General features: G+C 60.7%; 16 protein-coding genes, 1 tRNA gene and 1 pseudogene. 11 read left to right on the top strand and 7 right to left on the bottom strand.

Translation table 11 applies throughout. From position 1 onward, the window contains the following. Positions 1-326 precede the first annotated feature (326 nt). From LPU83_RS56050 to LPU83_RS56040, 3 genes are all read left to right on the top strand, one after another. Positions 327-569, top strand: a complete 243-nt coding sequence (locus LPU83_RS56050) for a hypothetical protein (protein ID WP_024315896.1) — start codon at positions 327-329, stop codon at positions 567-569. Positions 570-621: 52 nt separating this feature from the next. Then, complete coding sequence (locus LPU83_RS56045; protein ID WP_024315897.1) at positions 622-810, top strand: hypothetical protein; 189 nt, start codon at positions 622-624, stop codon at positions 808-810. 317 nt (positions 811-1,127) lie between these two features. Next, entirely contained in the window at positions 1,128-1,826 is a 699-nt protein-coding gene (locus LPU83_RS56040; RefSeq protein WP_024315898.1) for a hypothetical protein, read from the top strand. A 28-nt stretch (positions 1,827-1,854) separates the two neighbouring features. On the opposite strand, the gene LPU83_RS56035 is transcribed toward LPU83_RS56040, so the two are convergent. Further along, positions 1,855-2,334, bottom strand: coding sequence for a hypothetical protein (locus LPU83_RS56035; RefSeq protein WP_024315899.1), 480 nt, complete (start codon positions 2,332-2,334; stop codon positions 1,855-1,857). Positions 2,335-2,582: 248 nt separating this feature from the next. Between LPU83_RS56035 and LPU83_RS56030 the strand changes: the two genes are divergently transcribed. Next, entirely contained in the window at positions 2,583-2,804 is a 222-nt protein-coding gene (locus LPU83_RS56030; protein WP_024315900.1) for a hypothetical protein, read from the top strand. A gap of 202 nt (positions 2,805-3,006) precedes the next feature. Then, a complete protein-coding gene (locus LPU83_RS56025) occupies positions 3,007-3,327 on the top strand; it encodes a hypothetical protein (protein WP_024315901.1) in 321 nt (106 codons plus the stop codon). Between the two features lie 393 nt (positions 3,328-3,720). Here LPU83_RS56025 and LPU83_RS56020 read toward each other — a convergent pair. Together LPU83_RS56020 and cpdR1 are read right to left on the bottom strand one after the other, a co-directional pair. Beyond that, positions 3,721-3,795, bottom strand: a tRNA-Val gene (locus LPU83_RS56020). Positions 3,796-3,878: 83 nt separating this feature from the next. Then, positions 3,879-4,241: a response regulator CpdR1 gene (cpdR1, locus tag LPU83_RS56015; RefSeq protein WP_007527565.1), complete on the bottom strand. Its 363-nt coding sequence runs from the start codon at positions 4,239-4,241 to the stop codon at positions 3,879-3,881. A 187-nt stretch (positions 4,242-4,428) separates the two neighbouring features. Here cpdR1 and LPU83_RS56010 point away from each other — a divergent pair, with 187 nt between their 5' ends. Together LPU83_RS56010 and hisN are read left to right on the top strand one after the other, a co-directional pair. Continuing rightward, complete coding sequence (locus LPU83_RS56010) at positions 4,429-5,310, top strand: N-formylglutamate amidohydrolase (RefSeq protein WP_024315902.1); 882 nt, start codon at positions 4,429-4,431, stop codon at positions 5,308-5,310. A gap of 244 nt (positions 5,311-5,554) precedes the next feature. Continuing rightward, positions 5,555-6,328: a histidinol-phosphatase gene (gene hisN / locus LPU83_RS56005; RefSeq protein ID WP_024315903.1), complete on the top strand. Its 774-nt coding sequence runs from the start codon at positions 5,555-5,557 to the stop codon at positions 6,326-6,328. A gap of 41 nt (positions 6,329-6,369) precedes the next feature. Here hisN and LPU83_RS56000 read toward each other — a convergent pair whose 3' ends face one another. Continuing rightward, positions 6,370-7,344, bottom strand: a complete 975-nt coding sequence (locus LPU83_RS56000; RefSeq protein WP_024315904.1) for an alpha/beta fold hydrolase — start codon at positions 7,342-7,344, stop codon at positions 6,370-6,372. Between the two features lie 269 nt (positions 7,345-7,613). Here LPU83_RS56000 and LPU83_RS55995 point away from each other — a divergent pair, with 269 nt between their 5' ends. Together LPU83_RS55995 and LPU83_RS55990 are read left to right on the top strand one after the other, a co-directional pair. After that, entirely contained in the window at positions 7,614-8,489 is an 876-nt protein-coding gene (locus LPU83_RS55995) for a Hint domain-containing protein (RefSeq protein ID WP_037070053.1), read from the top strand. Positions 8,490-8,860: 371 nt separating this feature from the next. Next, positions 8,861-9,328, top strand: a complete 468-nt coding sequence (locus LPU83_RS55990) for an Hsp20 family protein (RefSeq protein WP_024318222.1) — start codon at positions 8,861-8,863, stop codon at positions 9,326-9,328. 66 nt (positions 9,329-9,394) lie between these two features. Here LPU83_RS55990 and LPU83_RS55985 read toward each other — a convergent pair whose 3' ends face one another. Then, positions 9,395-10,399 carry a bile acid:sodium symporter family protein gene (locus LPU83_RS55985; protein WP_024318221.1) on the bottom strand — a complete coding sequence of 335 codons (1,005 nt, stop codon included), beginning with the start codon at positions 10,397-10,399 and terminating at the stop codon, positions 9,395-9,397. A gap of 93 nt (positions 10,400-10,492) precedes the next feature. Between LPU83_RS55985 and LPU83_RS55980 the strand changes: the two genes are divergently transcribed. After that, a complete protein-coding gene (locus LPU83_RS55980; protein ID WP_024318220.1) occupies positions 10,493-11,350 on the top strand; it encodes a LysR substrate-binding domain-containing protein in 858 nt (285 codons plus the stop codon). A gap of 96 nt (positions 11,351-11,446) precedes the next feature. Here the strand turns inward: LPU83_RS55980 and LPU83_RS73125 are convergent. Beyond that, a pseudogene (locus LPU83_RS73125) lies at positions 11,447-11,934 on the bottom strand (GNAT family N-acetyltransferase). Between the two features lie 271 nt (positions 11,935-12,205). Here LPU83_RS73125 and LPU83_RS75175 point away from each other — a divergent pair. After that, positions 12,206-12,334 carry a hypothetical protein gene (locus LPU83_RS75175; protein ID WP_258579757.1) on the top strand — a complete coding sequence of 43 codons (129 nt, stop codon included), beginning with the start codon at positions 12,206-12,208 and terminating at the stop codon, positions 12,332-12,334. Between the two features lie 10 nt (positions 12,335-12,344). Here LPU83_RS75175 and LPU83_RS55975 read toward each other — a convergent pair whose 3' ends face one another. Continuing rightward, positions 12,345-13,394, bottom strand: a complete 1,050-nt coding sequence (locus tag LPU83_RS55975) for a threonine aldolase family protein (RefSeq protein WP_024318218.1) — start codon at positions 13,392-13,394, stop codon at positions 12,345-12,347. Between the last annotated feature and the right edge of the window lie 44 nt (positions 13,395-13,438).

Genomic DNA, 13,438 nt, shown 5'->3' with positions numbered 1-13,438 from the left:
GGAATATGTGCGTGAAAAACGCGACATACCACAAAGGGCATGCGCGTGAGGCATGGTGAGCTTTTTCATCAATGAAAATCCGCCGGCTTAAGCTGCAGGCGGTACCGACATCACGAGAGCGCCGTAATAACTCTCGCCAGAGGGGCCCGGCACCAGGTTCACCCGTCGGCCGATGTCCGAGGCCGCGGGATAAGGCGAAGGTAGTGAACTTCCCGCGCCAGTCAAGATCGGCGCGATACGCTTTGTCTTTTCTTTGGAACCATCCGGCCTCGCCGTCGTTAGCCCCTAGTTCACCAGTGTTATGCGCAATAAAAAGGAGGCCGACGATGCACCCCTCGACCCACACTCCCGACAAACGCACTGAAAAATCCGACCGAATGAAGCGAGCGCGCCCCAACCGAATGCAGAAGGCGCAAGTGCTGCCACCACATCAGGTCGATCTGACCCTGCCGCACGGCGTTTTCGATGACGTCCACGTTCCCGCCCACGTCACCGGCCGTGATCTTTCGAAGAGTGGGCCGAAACCGGCCGTGGAGCACGATTCCACGATCGCAAAGCCGACCCGTTGATGCATCGGTGTTTGCAGCCCTGAGTTTTTACTCGCGACAACCGGTGAGAAAGATGAAAGCAACTTTGGTGCCGCACGACATTTACATGAAGCACGAGATCGAATGGCAAGCGCTTCGCGCGGCCGCTGATATTCAGATCGATCTGGAAAACATCGAGATCACGAATTCGCTGGGCTCTCGTTGGGACCCGCCGACGCGCTTGAGGCTGGACATGGCGTCCCCGGCGGTGCGGCGATTGTAGTCGCCGCTTCGTCAGGCGCTTCGCAGCATCATGGATCGTCACTCTGATGATCAGGATCGCTCGAACCGCGCTTCCACCTCCTGCAAGATGAACTGCTCGTAAGTCGTAGCAACGTGGCCAAGAACGCAACCGGTCAATGGCGGAGCGTCGCTTGCGCCGGAAAACCACCTGCTGGCCCGGACGGCGCAATCCCAGCTCAGGGAAAATATCAGCAACATCCGCTGCGCCCCTCGTCTTCCATGCGAAAATCAAGCAGCCGCCAACCTTTCGGAAAGGATTGCCCGGCGATAATCCGTCCGTTCACGGGAATCGGATAGATGGCAAAGACTGCGACCCGCCGCCGCAAATCATCGGCACGATCGAAGGGAAGGGGAGGTGGAAGCGCTCTTCCCTGGACAATCATCGGCGTCATCGCCGTTGGTGGCATTGCGATTTACGACAACTGGAAGAGCGTGAAGCCGATGCTGGCCGCGCACGCGCCGGCGTCCATCGTTTCCCGGCCGGCCTCGGTCGTGCGAAGCGAACCTGCACGCGATTCCAGCCCGAGGCAGACCGCCTCGATCACCGCGCCGCCGCGCGTGGTACCGCCTGCCGCCGTGCCGATTCCGGCCAAGGCGCCTGTCGTCCCCGAAAAAGCGATCCCGGTCTCCATCTCACCCGCGCAAGCGCAGACCGGCAAGGCCGCGTTCGGTTATTGCGGGCAGGGAGAGCACATCAACTGCGTCGCCGATGGAGGCACGTTCTGGTACAAGGGCGAGAAGATCGCCATTGCCGACGTCGTGAGCCCCGGCATCGAGACGGCTCGTTGCGACAACGAGAAGCGGCTTGGCTTTGCTGCCAAGCTGCGGCTCCTGAACATCCTGAACTCCGGATCCTTCTCAATGAACCCGGCCGGGCAGCCTGGCAAGGCCGGCGTGCCGAACGTCGTGTCGCGCGATGGCCTGTCGATCGGCATGCAGATGATCAACGAGGGCTTGGCACGCAAACCCGGCGCGAATGGCGCCTGGTGTGCCTGAGCCTGGCCTGTACCTGCAAAACGGTGGGCTACTTCTGCTTCGGCGCCTTGCCATTGGTGCGGAAGCTGCCCGCAAACGCCGTGTCCTTGCTTTCGGCGGTGCATTCGATGGCAACCGGCTTGCCGCCATACGGGTTGCCCATCGTGCAGGTGCCGGCAACTTTCACTTGACCGGTCATCTTCTGGCCGACGCCCGTCACGACTAGGTTGAGTGGCATGCGAGCATTGCCGTTGGAGGCGGGCTTGATGGCCGTGCCATCGCCTTGAAAGCCCAGCATCTTGCCGCCTGAGGTGAAGATGAAGGTGACCTGGCCATTCACAAGCGTCACGCTTGCGAGTTCGCCTTCGCAACCCTTCGTCGCGTCGACCTTGCCAACGACGAGCTTGGCGCATTTGCCGGAAAGCGTTAGCGCTCCGGGGGCGCCGGGGAAGTTTTGCGGGGCTGCGTCGGCTGCTGTCGTCAGTGTTGCGGCGAGCAGTGAAGCAGCGGCCAAAGTTGCCAGTTTCATGTCTTTACCTCGTCGTATCTCGGCAGTGCTGTTGTATGGGCAGCGACTTGCCATTCTTCTGTGTTCGAAATTGGTCGATAGGCTCGACTTTCAATCTTGGCAATCGACCGCGTTTGCCGTGCGGTCATTCGGGCCGAGCAGACGGGGACGTGCGGTGAAATGACGCTTGGTCGAAACCCATCGGGCGCGATAGCTACCTCTTGGCCTGGCAGCGAGACTGCCGGTTAAGCTAAGATGGAGGAAATGCGATGATCAGGAAAATCGCTCTGAGTGTTGCTATCCTGGCCTTCGGCGTCGCTCCGGCGCTCGCCGCAAGTAGCCACTATTATGTGGAACATGCTCCGAACAGCAACAAATGCAGCGTCGTGCCGAAGCGCCCTGACGGCAAGGCCGCTATGGCCGTCGGAAGCTCGCACAAAACGAAGGCGCTCGCCGAGGCGGCAATGAAATCGGCGGCTGCGTGCATGTAGCATGGGCTGCTGTTTGCGCACGAAAATCGGACGAAGCGCCCGCTGATTGGCGGGCGTTCTGCCAAGACCAGCGCGCATCGTCTACGGGTTGGCTGTCTATCGCGCAAGCGGGGAGCCTGGGGTGCGGTGGCAGCCGATTTGTCGGTTCGCCAAAAACGAGTATAGTCGGATTCCGGCCATGCTCATCCAGGGGGAGGGCGAAATGGGCGCTGCATCTGGTGCTGCCTTCAATGCTGCGATCCTGGCCGCCACGCTCGTGGCGCCATCGACAGCTTTTTCTGCTGGGGCACTGAACGTCGATGCTCGCGCTCACACCTGCAGCCAAATCTCGCAGATTATCCGCCAAAACAAGAAGGTGTTCGTCCGCTCCGGCTTCGGCGGCAGCAGCTTTCGCTATCCACCCGCCAAGTGTGGGTTGGGCAATGGGCGCTCCACCGCCAATGTCCGAGATGCGAGGGGCAAGCAGTGCGTGCTCGACTACGCCTGCGTTTACGACAGCGGATCCTTTTACAATAATCCGTAGCGTCTCAATGGGAGGCGCGCCTCTCCCAGCTGATATCGAGGCGACGCCTCAACGAGAGGCCGCGAATGATGTCGGAAGGCCCGGCCGTCAGAGTTTGCTACCCGCGGCGTCTTTTCCACCCGATTTTCTTCGTGATGGCGCAGAATTGCCGGCAGCTCCGGCAGAAGACCTTCGCCGCGTTAAGCGACAACAGCGTGCAGCGCTAGAAATGGCGACATGGCGTGCCTGCGATGCTCTTGGGGTCGGAGCATTAAATGCGCAAAGACCGAAAGCCGCCCACCCGTTTCTTGCCGTGGCAGCGGCGCTCGTGGAACTGCGCGCAAGCGGTGCTTCATCCAGCATCCCGAAACGGAAAAGGGCTTAGCGGTTTTCCGCTAAGCCCTTGAATTCGAATGGTGGGCGTGACAGGGATTGAACCTGTGACCCCTACGATGTCAACGTAGTGCTCTCCCGCTGAGCTACACGCCCATCCGATGGCGGCGCATAGACCACAAACCTTTTTTGCCGTCAATAGGCTTTTTTCGGTTTTGTGACATGCGCTGCCGGAAGCCTTATGCGGCAAGCATTTTGTTCACTTCCTCGACGAGGTCGCGCAGGTGGAAAGGCTTGGAAAGAACCTTGGCGTCCTTCGGTGCCTTCGAATCGGGGTTCAGCGCGACCGCCGCGAATCCGGTGATGAACATCACTTTGAGGTCCGGATCGAGTTCGGTCGCGCGGCGCGCCAGTTCGATGCCATCCATTTCGGGCATGACAATATCGGTCAGGAGCAGCGAGAAGGGTTCTTCGCGAAGCCTGTCATAGGCGCTGGCGCCGTTGTCGTAAGAGAGGACTTTGTAGCCTGCCTTTTCAAGCGCCTTCACAAGGAAGCGGCGCATGTCGTTGTCGTCTTCTGCAAGAAGTATCTTCTGAGTCATTATCCAGACCGCTGATCAGTAATTTATGCGTGGGGCTCCAGCCATTTACACTAGAGTTCGCCCAGTAAACAACCGGTGAAGAGGCCGTCCGGGCCGTCATCCCCATGAGATAGTATGGACTTGCCGTGCGGCAACTGGCAACATGGGCGAAGCAGTAGCCTCCTGGCATGGTAAAGAGGGAACAAGGGTGCACGAAATCCCCGAATACGCACTTTTCGAGGTCCGGGAGCCTTTGTCGCACACCATTCCATTCGTCTACAACTCGCCGCACAGTGGGCGCATCTATCCTCCTGAGTTCATCGCCCAGTCGCGTCTCGAAGGCGTTTCCATACGTCGCTCCGAAGACCACTATGTCGATGAGCTGTTCGCCGATGCGAGCGCGCTTGGGGCGCCGCTCCTGCTTGCAAACTTTCCGCGCGCCTATCTGGATGTGAACCGCGAGCCTTACGAGCTCGATCCGCGCATGTTCGACGGTCTGCTGCCGCCTTACGCGAACATCAATTCGCTGCGCGTGGCGGGCGGGCTCGGCACTATTCCGCGCATCGTTGCGGAGAACATGGAGATCTACACCCGGCGGCTGTCGGTGCAGGAGGGGCTGGATCGTATCGAGAGCGTCTACAAGCCGTATCATGCGGCGCTGCGGCGGCTGATTGCCCGCACGCATGTGCAGTTCGGCTTCGGCGTGCTGATCGACTGCCACTCCATGCCGGGCAATGTTCGGGTGGCCGGCAGCAATGCGCGGCCCGATTTCATCATCGGCGACCGCTACGGCACCAGTGCCTCGGCAGAGCTGTCGCGCGCCGCCGTCGCCATTTTCGAGGAAATGGGCTTCACCGCGATCCGCAACAAGCCCTATGCCGGCGGGTTCATCACCGAGCATTACGGCCGCCCGTCACGCGGGCTGCATGCGCTGCAAATCGAAGTGAACCGGTCGATCTATGTCGACGAAATTACGCTGGAGAAGCGTGCCGACTTCGCCTTGGTTGTCGGAGCGATCACCGCCTTCATGCGCCAGTTGGCGGTCTATGTGGCGCAGTTCGCGACAGATTCTGCCCTGGCTGCCGAGTAAGCCTTCTAGGCTGCCAAAAAAAGACCGCCTTGCGGCGGTCCAAGTCTAGGGAGGAAACACCCAAGGAGGGTATTTACAGTCAGAAGACTGTGAGCAAACGCTACTATTGCGATGCACAATTGTCAATCAGAATTTTGCAGTGCAAAAAAAATGTGCAGCCGGCTAAAAGCTGCCGCTCTCATTTGCAACCGGCCGCAATTCCGCTATGAAAAGCGCCACTCGCGCGCCACCGATGGATTTCACCATGTTGCCTGATCGCTCGTTCTTCAACCGCCTGGCGGAGGCCGCCAAGGCCGAGACACTGCCGCGTTTCCGTTCCGGGCTCGACGTGACCAACAAGCTGTCGGGCGGCTTTGACCCTGTCACCGAGGGCGACAGGGCGGCTGAGGTCGCCATTCGCGCGCTGATCGAGGAGCATTTCCCGGATCACGGCATCCTTGGTGAAGAGCACGGCAGCATCGGCCTGGACCGCGAATACGTGTGGGTTATCGACCCGATCGACGGCACGCGTGCCTTTATTTCAGGCGTGCCCGTCTGGGGAACGCTGATCGGCCTGCAGCAATATGGCCGGGCCATTATGGGGATGATCGAGCAGCCCTTTACCGGCGAGCGCTACTTCGCGGATGAAAATGGTTCTATCTACAACGGTCCGGAGGGAGAGCGCCGGCTGCAGGTTCGCGATTGCGGTGCACTGGCGAACGCCATTCTCTTCACCACCTCACCGCATCTCTTCACGGGCGCGGAGATGGACAAGTACAGAGAGATCGAGAGCCAGGTGCGGCTCTTCCGTTACGGCACGGATTGCTACGCCTACGCGTTGCTCGCTGCCGGCCACGTCGACCTGGTTATCGAAAACAGTCTGAAGCCCTACGATGTCGGCGGCATCATTCCCATCATCGAGAACGCCGGCGGGATCATCACGACCTGGGATGGCGGGCGCCCGGAAAACGGCGGCTCGATCATCGCCGCGGGAAGCCGCGCCGTCTACGAGCAGGCGATGGCTGTCCTCAATCGATAGCAGCCATCGGCACTTGCCGAGGTCGTCAGATAGCGGCCGGGCTAGGTGCCAAAACCTTCGACTTCCTCGACGGCCTCGGCATCGCTACCGGGAACGAAGGCGTGAAAGGCTGCAAGCGCTGCCTTGCGGTAGACATCGCGTTCCTGCAGCACCTCATGCCGCGCGCCGTTGATCGGGACGAACTGGGCGGCGCGGAAATAGCGCGAGATACGCTCCTGCGCGATATAGGGCACGATCTCGTCGCGCGTCGGCGCGATGACGACCGTCGGAATGGTGATCGAGAACAGATGGTTCGGTGACGTCACGCGGTCGATCGTTAGGAACGAATCGTGCAGCCAGCGTGCCGTCGGGGGCCCGAGCGTCAATTCCGGATGGGCCGCGGCAACACCAGCGTTGCGCTCGAACCGCGTCTGGTCCGATGTCAGAGGGTTGTCGCGGAACGGCTGTTCCTTGAGCTTGCGCGTCAGCGGAAACGAGCCGAGACCGAGCGAACAGGCGACCCCAGCGAGCGCGCGGATCGTACCTTCCGACGCTGCCTGGCCCGAGAGGCCGATAAACGGGGCTGTCAGCACCATGCGCTCGATGCGCGTCGAGAGGTAGGGGGCGGCGGACATCGCGATCAACGCTCCGGTCGAATGCGCGAGGATGAAGAAGGGCAGGCGGGTATCCGGCAGCACGATCTTCTCGAGAAACGTGTCGAGGTCGTGCTCGTAATCGATGAAGCGGCGGACATGACCGTAGTGGCGATTCTTCAGAAGCCGGTCGGAGCCACCCTGGGCGCGCAGATCGAATGTTGCAACCCAGAGGCCACTGGCCGTCAGGTCGCGGATCGTCTCGAAATACTTCTCGATATATTCGTTGCGGCCCTGGAGGAGGACGACGGTGCCCTTCGCTACCGGCGCATCAGAGCGGAAGACGGCATAGCGCAGCCGATGGCCATCATGGGTCTCGAAGAAGCCTTCCGTGCGGTTCTCCGGTATCGGATTGTTGGGGGTCGAGAAAAGGACTGGTTCCATGGCTGATCGATCGTGTCCTTCCGGATTCGCCTGTCGAGTAAAGCTGATAGGCGATCGCCATGTCAAATGAAAGAAAGATGCGGTGCCAACCTGCGGTAGAGCAAAACGTTGAATCCTGTCACCACTGTGCAAACGTCTTGAGCTGGTGTGGCTCGTGGCAGCCTTCGTATACTCCCTTTTGAGTAGGCATTAGCGCTATTCTGCGAAGTTCAATGCAATGCAACTTATTGTACCATGGAGCAGTATTACTCTTTTCAAAGGAAGCCAGCATGTTGTCGACGGAAGATCCAAAGCTGCCAGGCAATACCGCGCGCAGGCATTTTCTGGGTGTGGCCGCCGCCGCCGGTGCTCGTTTCGCAAGCGTTGCGGCCATCGCCATGGCAGTTTCCTCTTCCCCTGCGCACGCGATGGGCAGGCGTTGGGGGCGCGGTGGTTCTGGTGGACGCGGGCATGGCAATTCTGGTGGCAGCGGGAATGGCAACTCTGGTGGCGGCGGTGGTGCGCATTGCTTCTTGCGTGGGACATCGATCCTCACGGATTGCGGTGAAAAACGTGTCGAGGATCTTCGGATCGGCGATCGCGTTGCGCTTCCGGATGGGGATATACGGCGGATCAAGTGGGTCGGTCGCCAAGTCTTCAAGAGGAGTGGCGCGCGCTGGCATGACGGCGTCGTGCCGGTCCGAGTCTCGCGCCATGCGCTGGATGAGCATACGCCACATTCCGATCTCTACCTGTCGCCTGGCCATGCGCTGCTCCTGAACGGTGTTCTGATCCGCGTCAAGGACCTCGTGAACGGCACGACGATCGCGCCAGTCGTTCCTGCCAACGACAGGTCGATCGAGTACTATGCCGTCCTGCTCGATACGCATGAAGTCATCCTTGCTGAAGGCGCTGCGGCCGAGACTTTCCATCCCTCGGACAACAGTCACGAAAACTTCTCCAATTTCGCGGAGTACGAACGCCTTTATGCCGGTGAGGAGCGCGGTCCGATGACGTCTTATGCGCCGGTTGTCGGCGAGGAAGGCGGCTGGACGCATTTGAAGGCGCTTCTCCTGCTTGGCGCTTCGCATTGGGTGCCGACGCGCCACCCATTCGAGGATGCCTGCGAAAAGATCAACGCGCGTGCCAAGGAGCTGTCGGTCTGACACGCGACGGGCTGTCGTCGTCTTCGAACTCAACCGTTCAAAAAAAGACCGGCATGCGGAACGTGAGGTTCCGCGATGCCGGCTGGAGATCGGGCTGAAGACGAAGGGACGATACACTCCAGCCGTCGGGCCAGTGTCACCCGATGGGCATGATTCCTAATCCTCCACTCATGAATGGCTTCCGAACCGGCTATTCATATGCGGTTCACGCAACGTGAGGGCGGTCCTGCGCCGGGGTCTTGAACTGCGCAAAAGCCATCCCCATCTCATTCCTGCAGGCGCCAAACGGGCCTGTCCACCCGTCCCGAAGCTGCCGATCAAGGGGTTTCAGGGGCAATTATCGCAACACGTCGCTTCCTCAGGAGGACATCATGCGTCACGTAGACTTCTCTCCCCTTTATCGTTCGACCGTCGGTTTCGACCGTCTTTTTACCATGCTCGACAGTCTCGGTCAGCCTGACCAGGGCCAGACCTATCCGCCCTACAATATCGAGCGTACCGGCGAGAGCACCTATCGCATCACCATGGCCGTTGCTGGTTTTGATGAGACCGAAATCTTCATCGAGGCACAGGCCCACGCTCTGACCGTCAAGGGTGAAAAGAGCGAAGACAATGTGGAAGGCAGCGAGTTCCTCTATCGCGGCATTGCCAAGCGCGCCTTCGAGCGCCGCTTCCAGCTTGCCGATCACGTCGAGGTCACCGCCGCTTCGTTGAAGAACGGTCTGCTCCACATCGACCTGCTTCGCAGCATTCCGGAAGCCATGAAGCCGCGCAAGATCGCGATTGCGGCTGAGCCGGTCAGCGCGCCGAAGGCCATCGAGGCGCAGGTCGCCAACTAAATCGATCCTCCCAGGCCAATCATGCAGGCGGCGCTCGTGTGAGCGCCGCCTTTTTGTCGTCCAATGTCAGGCCGGGCTTGCCGCTTCCTCGGCTTCCTCTTCGGTAATGTGGTGCGCTGCTCTGGCCGCATATTTCTGCGCGATCACGGCACAGACCATCAGCTGGATCTGGTGGAACAGCATCAATGGAAGCACGATCGCCCCGACCGATTGCCCGGCAAAGATGACGCTCGCCATCGGCGCGCCGCTGGCGAGGCTCTTCTTCGAGCCGCAGAAGGTGATGGTGATCTCGTCGGCCTTGCTGAAGCCGAGGAGGCGGCTGCCAAACATGGTGAAGCACAGCACGAAGGCGAGCAGTGCTGTGTCGGCGACAATGACTGCGGCGATGTCGCCGATCGAGAAGGTGTGCCACAGACCCTCGACGACCGCCGTGCTGAAGGCGAGATAGACCACCATCAGGATCGAGCCGCGGTCGACAGGCATCAGAAGCCTCTTCTTCGCGCGGATCCAGCCGCCGATCCACGGCTCAAGCAACTGGCCGACGACGAAGGGCAGCAGCAGCTGGAGAAGGATCTGCTGCAGCGCGTTCCACGAAAAGCCGCCATGACCGCCGACGGAAAACAGCAGCCCGACCAGCAGCGGTGTCAGGAACATGCCCAAGATGTTCGACGCCGATGCCGAGCAGATGGCTGCCGGGACGTTGCCACCCGCCATCGAGGTGAAGGCGATTGACGACTGCACCGTCGATGGCAGAACGCTCAGATAGAGGATCCCGAGATAGAGCGGCTTCGGCAGTATCCATTCAGGCACGAAGCCGAGGCCGAGGCCGAGGATCGGGAAAAGTCCGAACGTCGTCAGCAGGATGACGAGATGAAGCCGCCAGTGCAGCAGGCCGGCGATCACGACGTCGCGCGACAGGCGTGCGCCGTGCAGAAAGAAGAGAAGGGCCACCGCCAGGTTCGTCGCGATCCCGAAATAGCCGGCAAAAGCGCCTTTGGCCGGCAGCAGCGAGGCGAGGATGACGGTGCAGACGAGTAGCATCGTAAAGTTATCGGGTAGAAAACGGCGCATGGCGGACACTCATGGAGATCAGTAGATCATTTGTGTTTCTTCCATTATGATACAGGATGCAAGGAATAACAGTTATCGCATTTCTGGATTGCCATGCTTGATCTTACGCAACTGCGCAGTTTTGTTGTCGTCGAACAGATGGGAAGCTTCACGCTTGCCGCCGAAAGGCTCGGGCTCGGCCAATCGACCGTCAGCCAGCACATCCAGCGGCTCGAAAGCGCCGTCGGACGACGGTTGCTGGCGCGCGACACCCACAAGGTGCTGCTGACGACCGACGGCGAGGCGCTGCTCAGCCATGCGCGGGCGATGCTGGCGATCGAGGCACAGGTTCAATCGCAATTCAGGGGACAGAAGCTGCGCGGCAATCTCCGGCTCGGCGTGTCGGAAGACTTCGTGACCAGCCAGCTACCGGCAGTGCTCGAGGATTTCGTCCGCTCGCACCCATCGGTCGATCTCGAATTGACGGTGGCGCTCTCCGGGACGCTCTACGAGATGCAGGACAATGGCGAGATCGACCTCGTGCTGGCGAAGCGCCGGCTCGGCGATGCCCGCGGGCGGCTGGTCTATCGCGAGCCACTCGTCTGGCTGGCGCGCGATCCCGAGCAGGTGTTGAGCGGTGGGCCCCTGTCATTGATCGCCTTCCCGCCGCCGAGCGTGACGCGCAGCATTGCACTCGAAGCGTTGGGGCGCAGCCAGGTCGCCTGGCGGATCGTCTGCACCTGCGGCAGCCTCAGCGGACTGACGGCGGCAGCGCGGGCGGGGATGGGTGTTCTGGTGCAGCCACGCAGCATGGCGCCATCAGGGTTGAAGGAGATTGGCAAAGGCCAGCTGCCGGTGCTCGAGGATGTCGAGTTTGTGCTGGTGCCGCGAAAAGGGGCGGACCAAGCACTGGTTTCAGCCCTATCGGATGATATTCTTGGTAAGGTGCGTAGCCTTCGCGCCAACGCATGACACGGCTGTCAGCCGCCGGACGAACAGTCGCGAAGCCAGTTTCCCAACATGCGCGATGGAGAGGGCGATCTTGTCTTCAAGACCTCGGCTTCCCTATCAAGTGGCACTGAAGCCGTCGTGATAGCTGACTTTGCCCGCAGGCGTGTGGCCGTCGAACGCCAAGTGCATGAAATATTCCGCAGGCGCCGCCTCATTGGCGTCATTCTGGAAGCCGAAGCGCCTGTAGTAGCCAGGATCGCCGAGAACGACGCAGCCTCTGGCTCCGACATTGGTAAGCCGCGATAAGCCGTCGCGAATGAGCTTGCCGCCAATGCCCTCTTTTTGACGGTCCGGCCTGACCGAGACCGGTCCAAGTCCAAACCAGCCCTTGTCTTGGCCATCGATCGCAACGGCGAAAACGCGATATGCCCTAGAACGGCACCATCCTGGACCGCGACGAGCGAGACCGTCAATGCGCCCGCTTCGCGGAGAGCGTCAACAATCTCTGCTTCTGTTTGACTGCTATATTCCATCGACGCGAATGCCGCCTTTGTTATCTGACGGATCGCCGCGATGTCGCTTGGCTGTTCAGGACGGATTTCCATTCGGGTTTCCTTCGCTGTTTTCCGATTTCAGACCGGTGCCCCCGTGATAGCGCGGCTGCGGCGGGGTGGCCAGGGCATCGGATATCAACCACGCCCATCCCGCAACAACGCTTCACGCGGGCGCAATTTTCGTTCGGCTTTTGCCGCAAAAGTTAACGGGCCGCCTACCATCTTAAGACGCTCTCAACCCTGTAGCTTAGGCATCTGGTTAGGTTCGGCGTCTAGGCTCCCCGGCTTGATGGTCGATCTTCGGGGCAAGGAGAACGGACCGATGACGTATGGCATACTCTTCGTATCCGGGCTGGTTGCCTGTGTGATGCTGATTGTCGTGGCCGGACACGACGCGAAAACGACGGACAGCGGCAAGCCGCAATCCGCCGTCACGGGGCATCAGAATTGAGCCCGACAACTCAGTCCGCGAGGCAGCCCAGGAAGCCATCGACGTCTGCCTTTGTCGTCGCAAAGCTGGTAACCAGTCGGACCAGCGTCTCACCTGGGCCGACGAGCTCGGGCGTTGCCGGCGGCACTGGCCACTCGTAGAATTTCGCACCCTTCTCCTCGGCGGTTTTGGCCGCGCTCTTCGGGATGACTGCAAAGACTTCGTTGGCCGAGGTCGGCCACGCGAGGCGAGCCGAGTTGCTTGCGTCAATGCCGGCGCGCAGGCGGTCGGACATGCCGTTTGCATGGCGAGCAAGGTCGAGCCAGAGATCGTTCTCGAAATAGGCATCGAACTGGGCGGCGATGAAGCGTGACTTGGAGAAAAGCTGGGCCGCACGCTTGCGGATGAACGGCATCTCCTTGGCCTGTTCCGGATTGAACAAGACGATTGCCTCCGCGCACCAGCAACCGTTCTTCGTGCCGCCGAAGGACAGCATGTCTACGCCGCGCTTCCAGGTCATCTCAGCGGGGCTTGCACCGAGGGAGACGAGGGCGTTGGCAAAGCGTGCACCGTCCATGTGGAGGGGTAGCTTATCTCTCCGGGCGATTGCGGCGATTTCGTCGATTTCCGACAGCGTGTAGACCGTACCGGCCTCCGTTGCCTGGGTGATCGTCACAGCCGTTGCCCGCCCGTGTTGTACGGCGGTCTGCGGGAAGGCTGCAATCTTCTCCTTGAGTTTTGCCGGATCGATCTTTCCTTCTGCACCGGGAACGCCGAGCAGGCGGGCGCCGCTGAAGAAGTCGGGTGCGCCGCATTCGTCGGCGATCACATGCGCTTCGGAATGGCAAAACGTGATTCCGCCGGGGCGCTGGACGCTGGCAAGCGACAACGAGTTCGCCGCCGTGCCTGTGCCGACGAACAGCACCGCGACCTCGCGCTCGAAGACTTCGGCAAAGCGTCGCTCGACGCGCCGATCGAGATCGCTTGCGCCATAGGCCGCGGCAAAGCCGTCGGATTCCCGGAGCAGACGTTCGGCGATGGATCGATGGGCGCCTGCCCAGTTGTCGGATGCAAAATACATGAAAGGAGACCGCTTGGGACGTGGTGGGGATCAGGTTCGGGCGG

The sequence above is a fragment of the Rhizobium favelukesii genome (genome assembly GCF_000577275.2).
GTDB classification, from domain to species: domain Bacteria; phylum Pseudomonadota; class Alphaproteobacteria; order Rhizobiales; family Rhizobiaceae; genus Rhizobium; species Rhizobium favelukesii.
This window is presented reverse-complemented; position numbering and strand designations above follow the sequence as displayed.

What these genes read in the sequence shown, in the direction of transcription:
- LPU83_RS56050 (WP_024315896.1), top strand. Translation starts at nt 327, where the DNA reads ATGCACCCCTCGACCCACACTCCCGACAAACGCACTGAAAAATCCGAC.
- LPU83_RS56045 (WP_024315897.1), top strand. Translation starts at nt 622, where the DNA reads ATGAAAGCAACTTTGGTGCCGCACGACATTTACATGAAGCACGAGATC.
- LPU83_RS56040 (WP_024315898.1), top strand. Translation starts at nt 1,128, where the DNA reads ATGGCAAAGACTGCGACCCGCCGCCGCAAATCATCGGCACGATCGAAG.
- LPU83_RS56035 (WP_024315899.1), bottom strand. Translation starts at nt 2,334, where the DNA reads ATGAAACTGGCAACTTTGGCCGCTGCTTCACTGCTCGCCGCAACACTG.
- LPU83_RS56030 (WP_024315900.1), top strand. Translation starts at nt 2,583, where the DNA reads ATGATCAGGAAAATCGCTCTGAGTGTTGCTATCCTGGCCTTCGGCGTC.
- LPU83_RS56025 (WP_024315901.1), top strand. Translation starts at nt 3,007, where the DNA reads ATGGGCGCTGCATCTGGTGCTGCCTTCAATGCTGCGATCCTGGCCGCC.
- cpdR1 (WP_007527565.1), bottom strand. Translation starts at nt 4,241, where the DNA reads ATGACTCAGAAGATACTTCTTGCAGAAGACGACAACGACATGCGCCGC.
- hisN (WP_024315903.1), top strand. Translation starts at nt 5,555, where the DNA reads ATGTTGCCTGATCGCTCGTTCTTCAACCGCCTGGCGGAGGCCGCCAAG.
- LPU83_RS56000 (WP_024315904.1), bottom strand. Translation starts at nt 7,344, where the DNA reads ATGGAACCAGTCCTTTTCTCGACCCCCAACAATCCGATACCGGAGAAC.
- LPU83_RS55995 (WP_037070053.1), top strand. Translation starts at nt 7,614, where the DNA reads ATGTTGTCGACGGAAGATCCAAAGCTGCCAGGCAATACCGCGCGCAGG.
- LPU83_RS55990 (WP_024318222.1), top strand. Translation starts at nt 8,861, where the DNA reads ATGCGTCACGTAGACTTCTCTCCCCTTTATCGTTCGACCGTCGGTTTC.
- LPU83_RS55985 (WP_024318221.1), bottom strand. Translation starts at nt 10,399, where the DNA reads ATGCGCCGTTTTCTACCCGATAACTTTACGATGCTACTCGTCTGCACC.
- LPU83_RS55980 (WP_024318220.1), top strand. Translation starts at nt 10,493, where the DNA reads ATGCTTGATCTTACGCAACTGCGCAGTTTTGTTGTCGTCGAACAGATG.
- LPU83_RS75175 (WP_258579757.1), top strand. Translation starts at nt 12,206, where the DNA reads ATGACGTATGGCATACTCTTCGTATCCGGGCTGGTTGCCTGTGTGATG.
- LPU83_RS55975 (WP_024318218.1), bottom strand. Translation starts at nt 13,394, where the DNA reads ATGTATTTTGCATCCGACAACTGGGCAGGCGCCCATCGATCCATCGCC.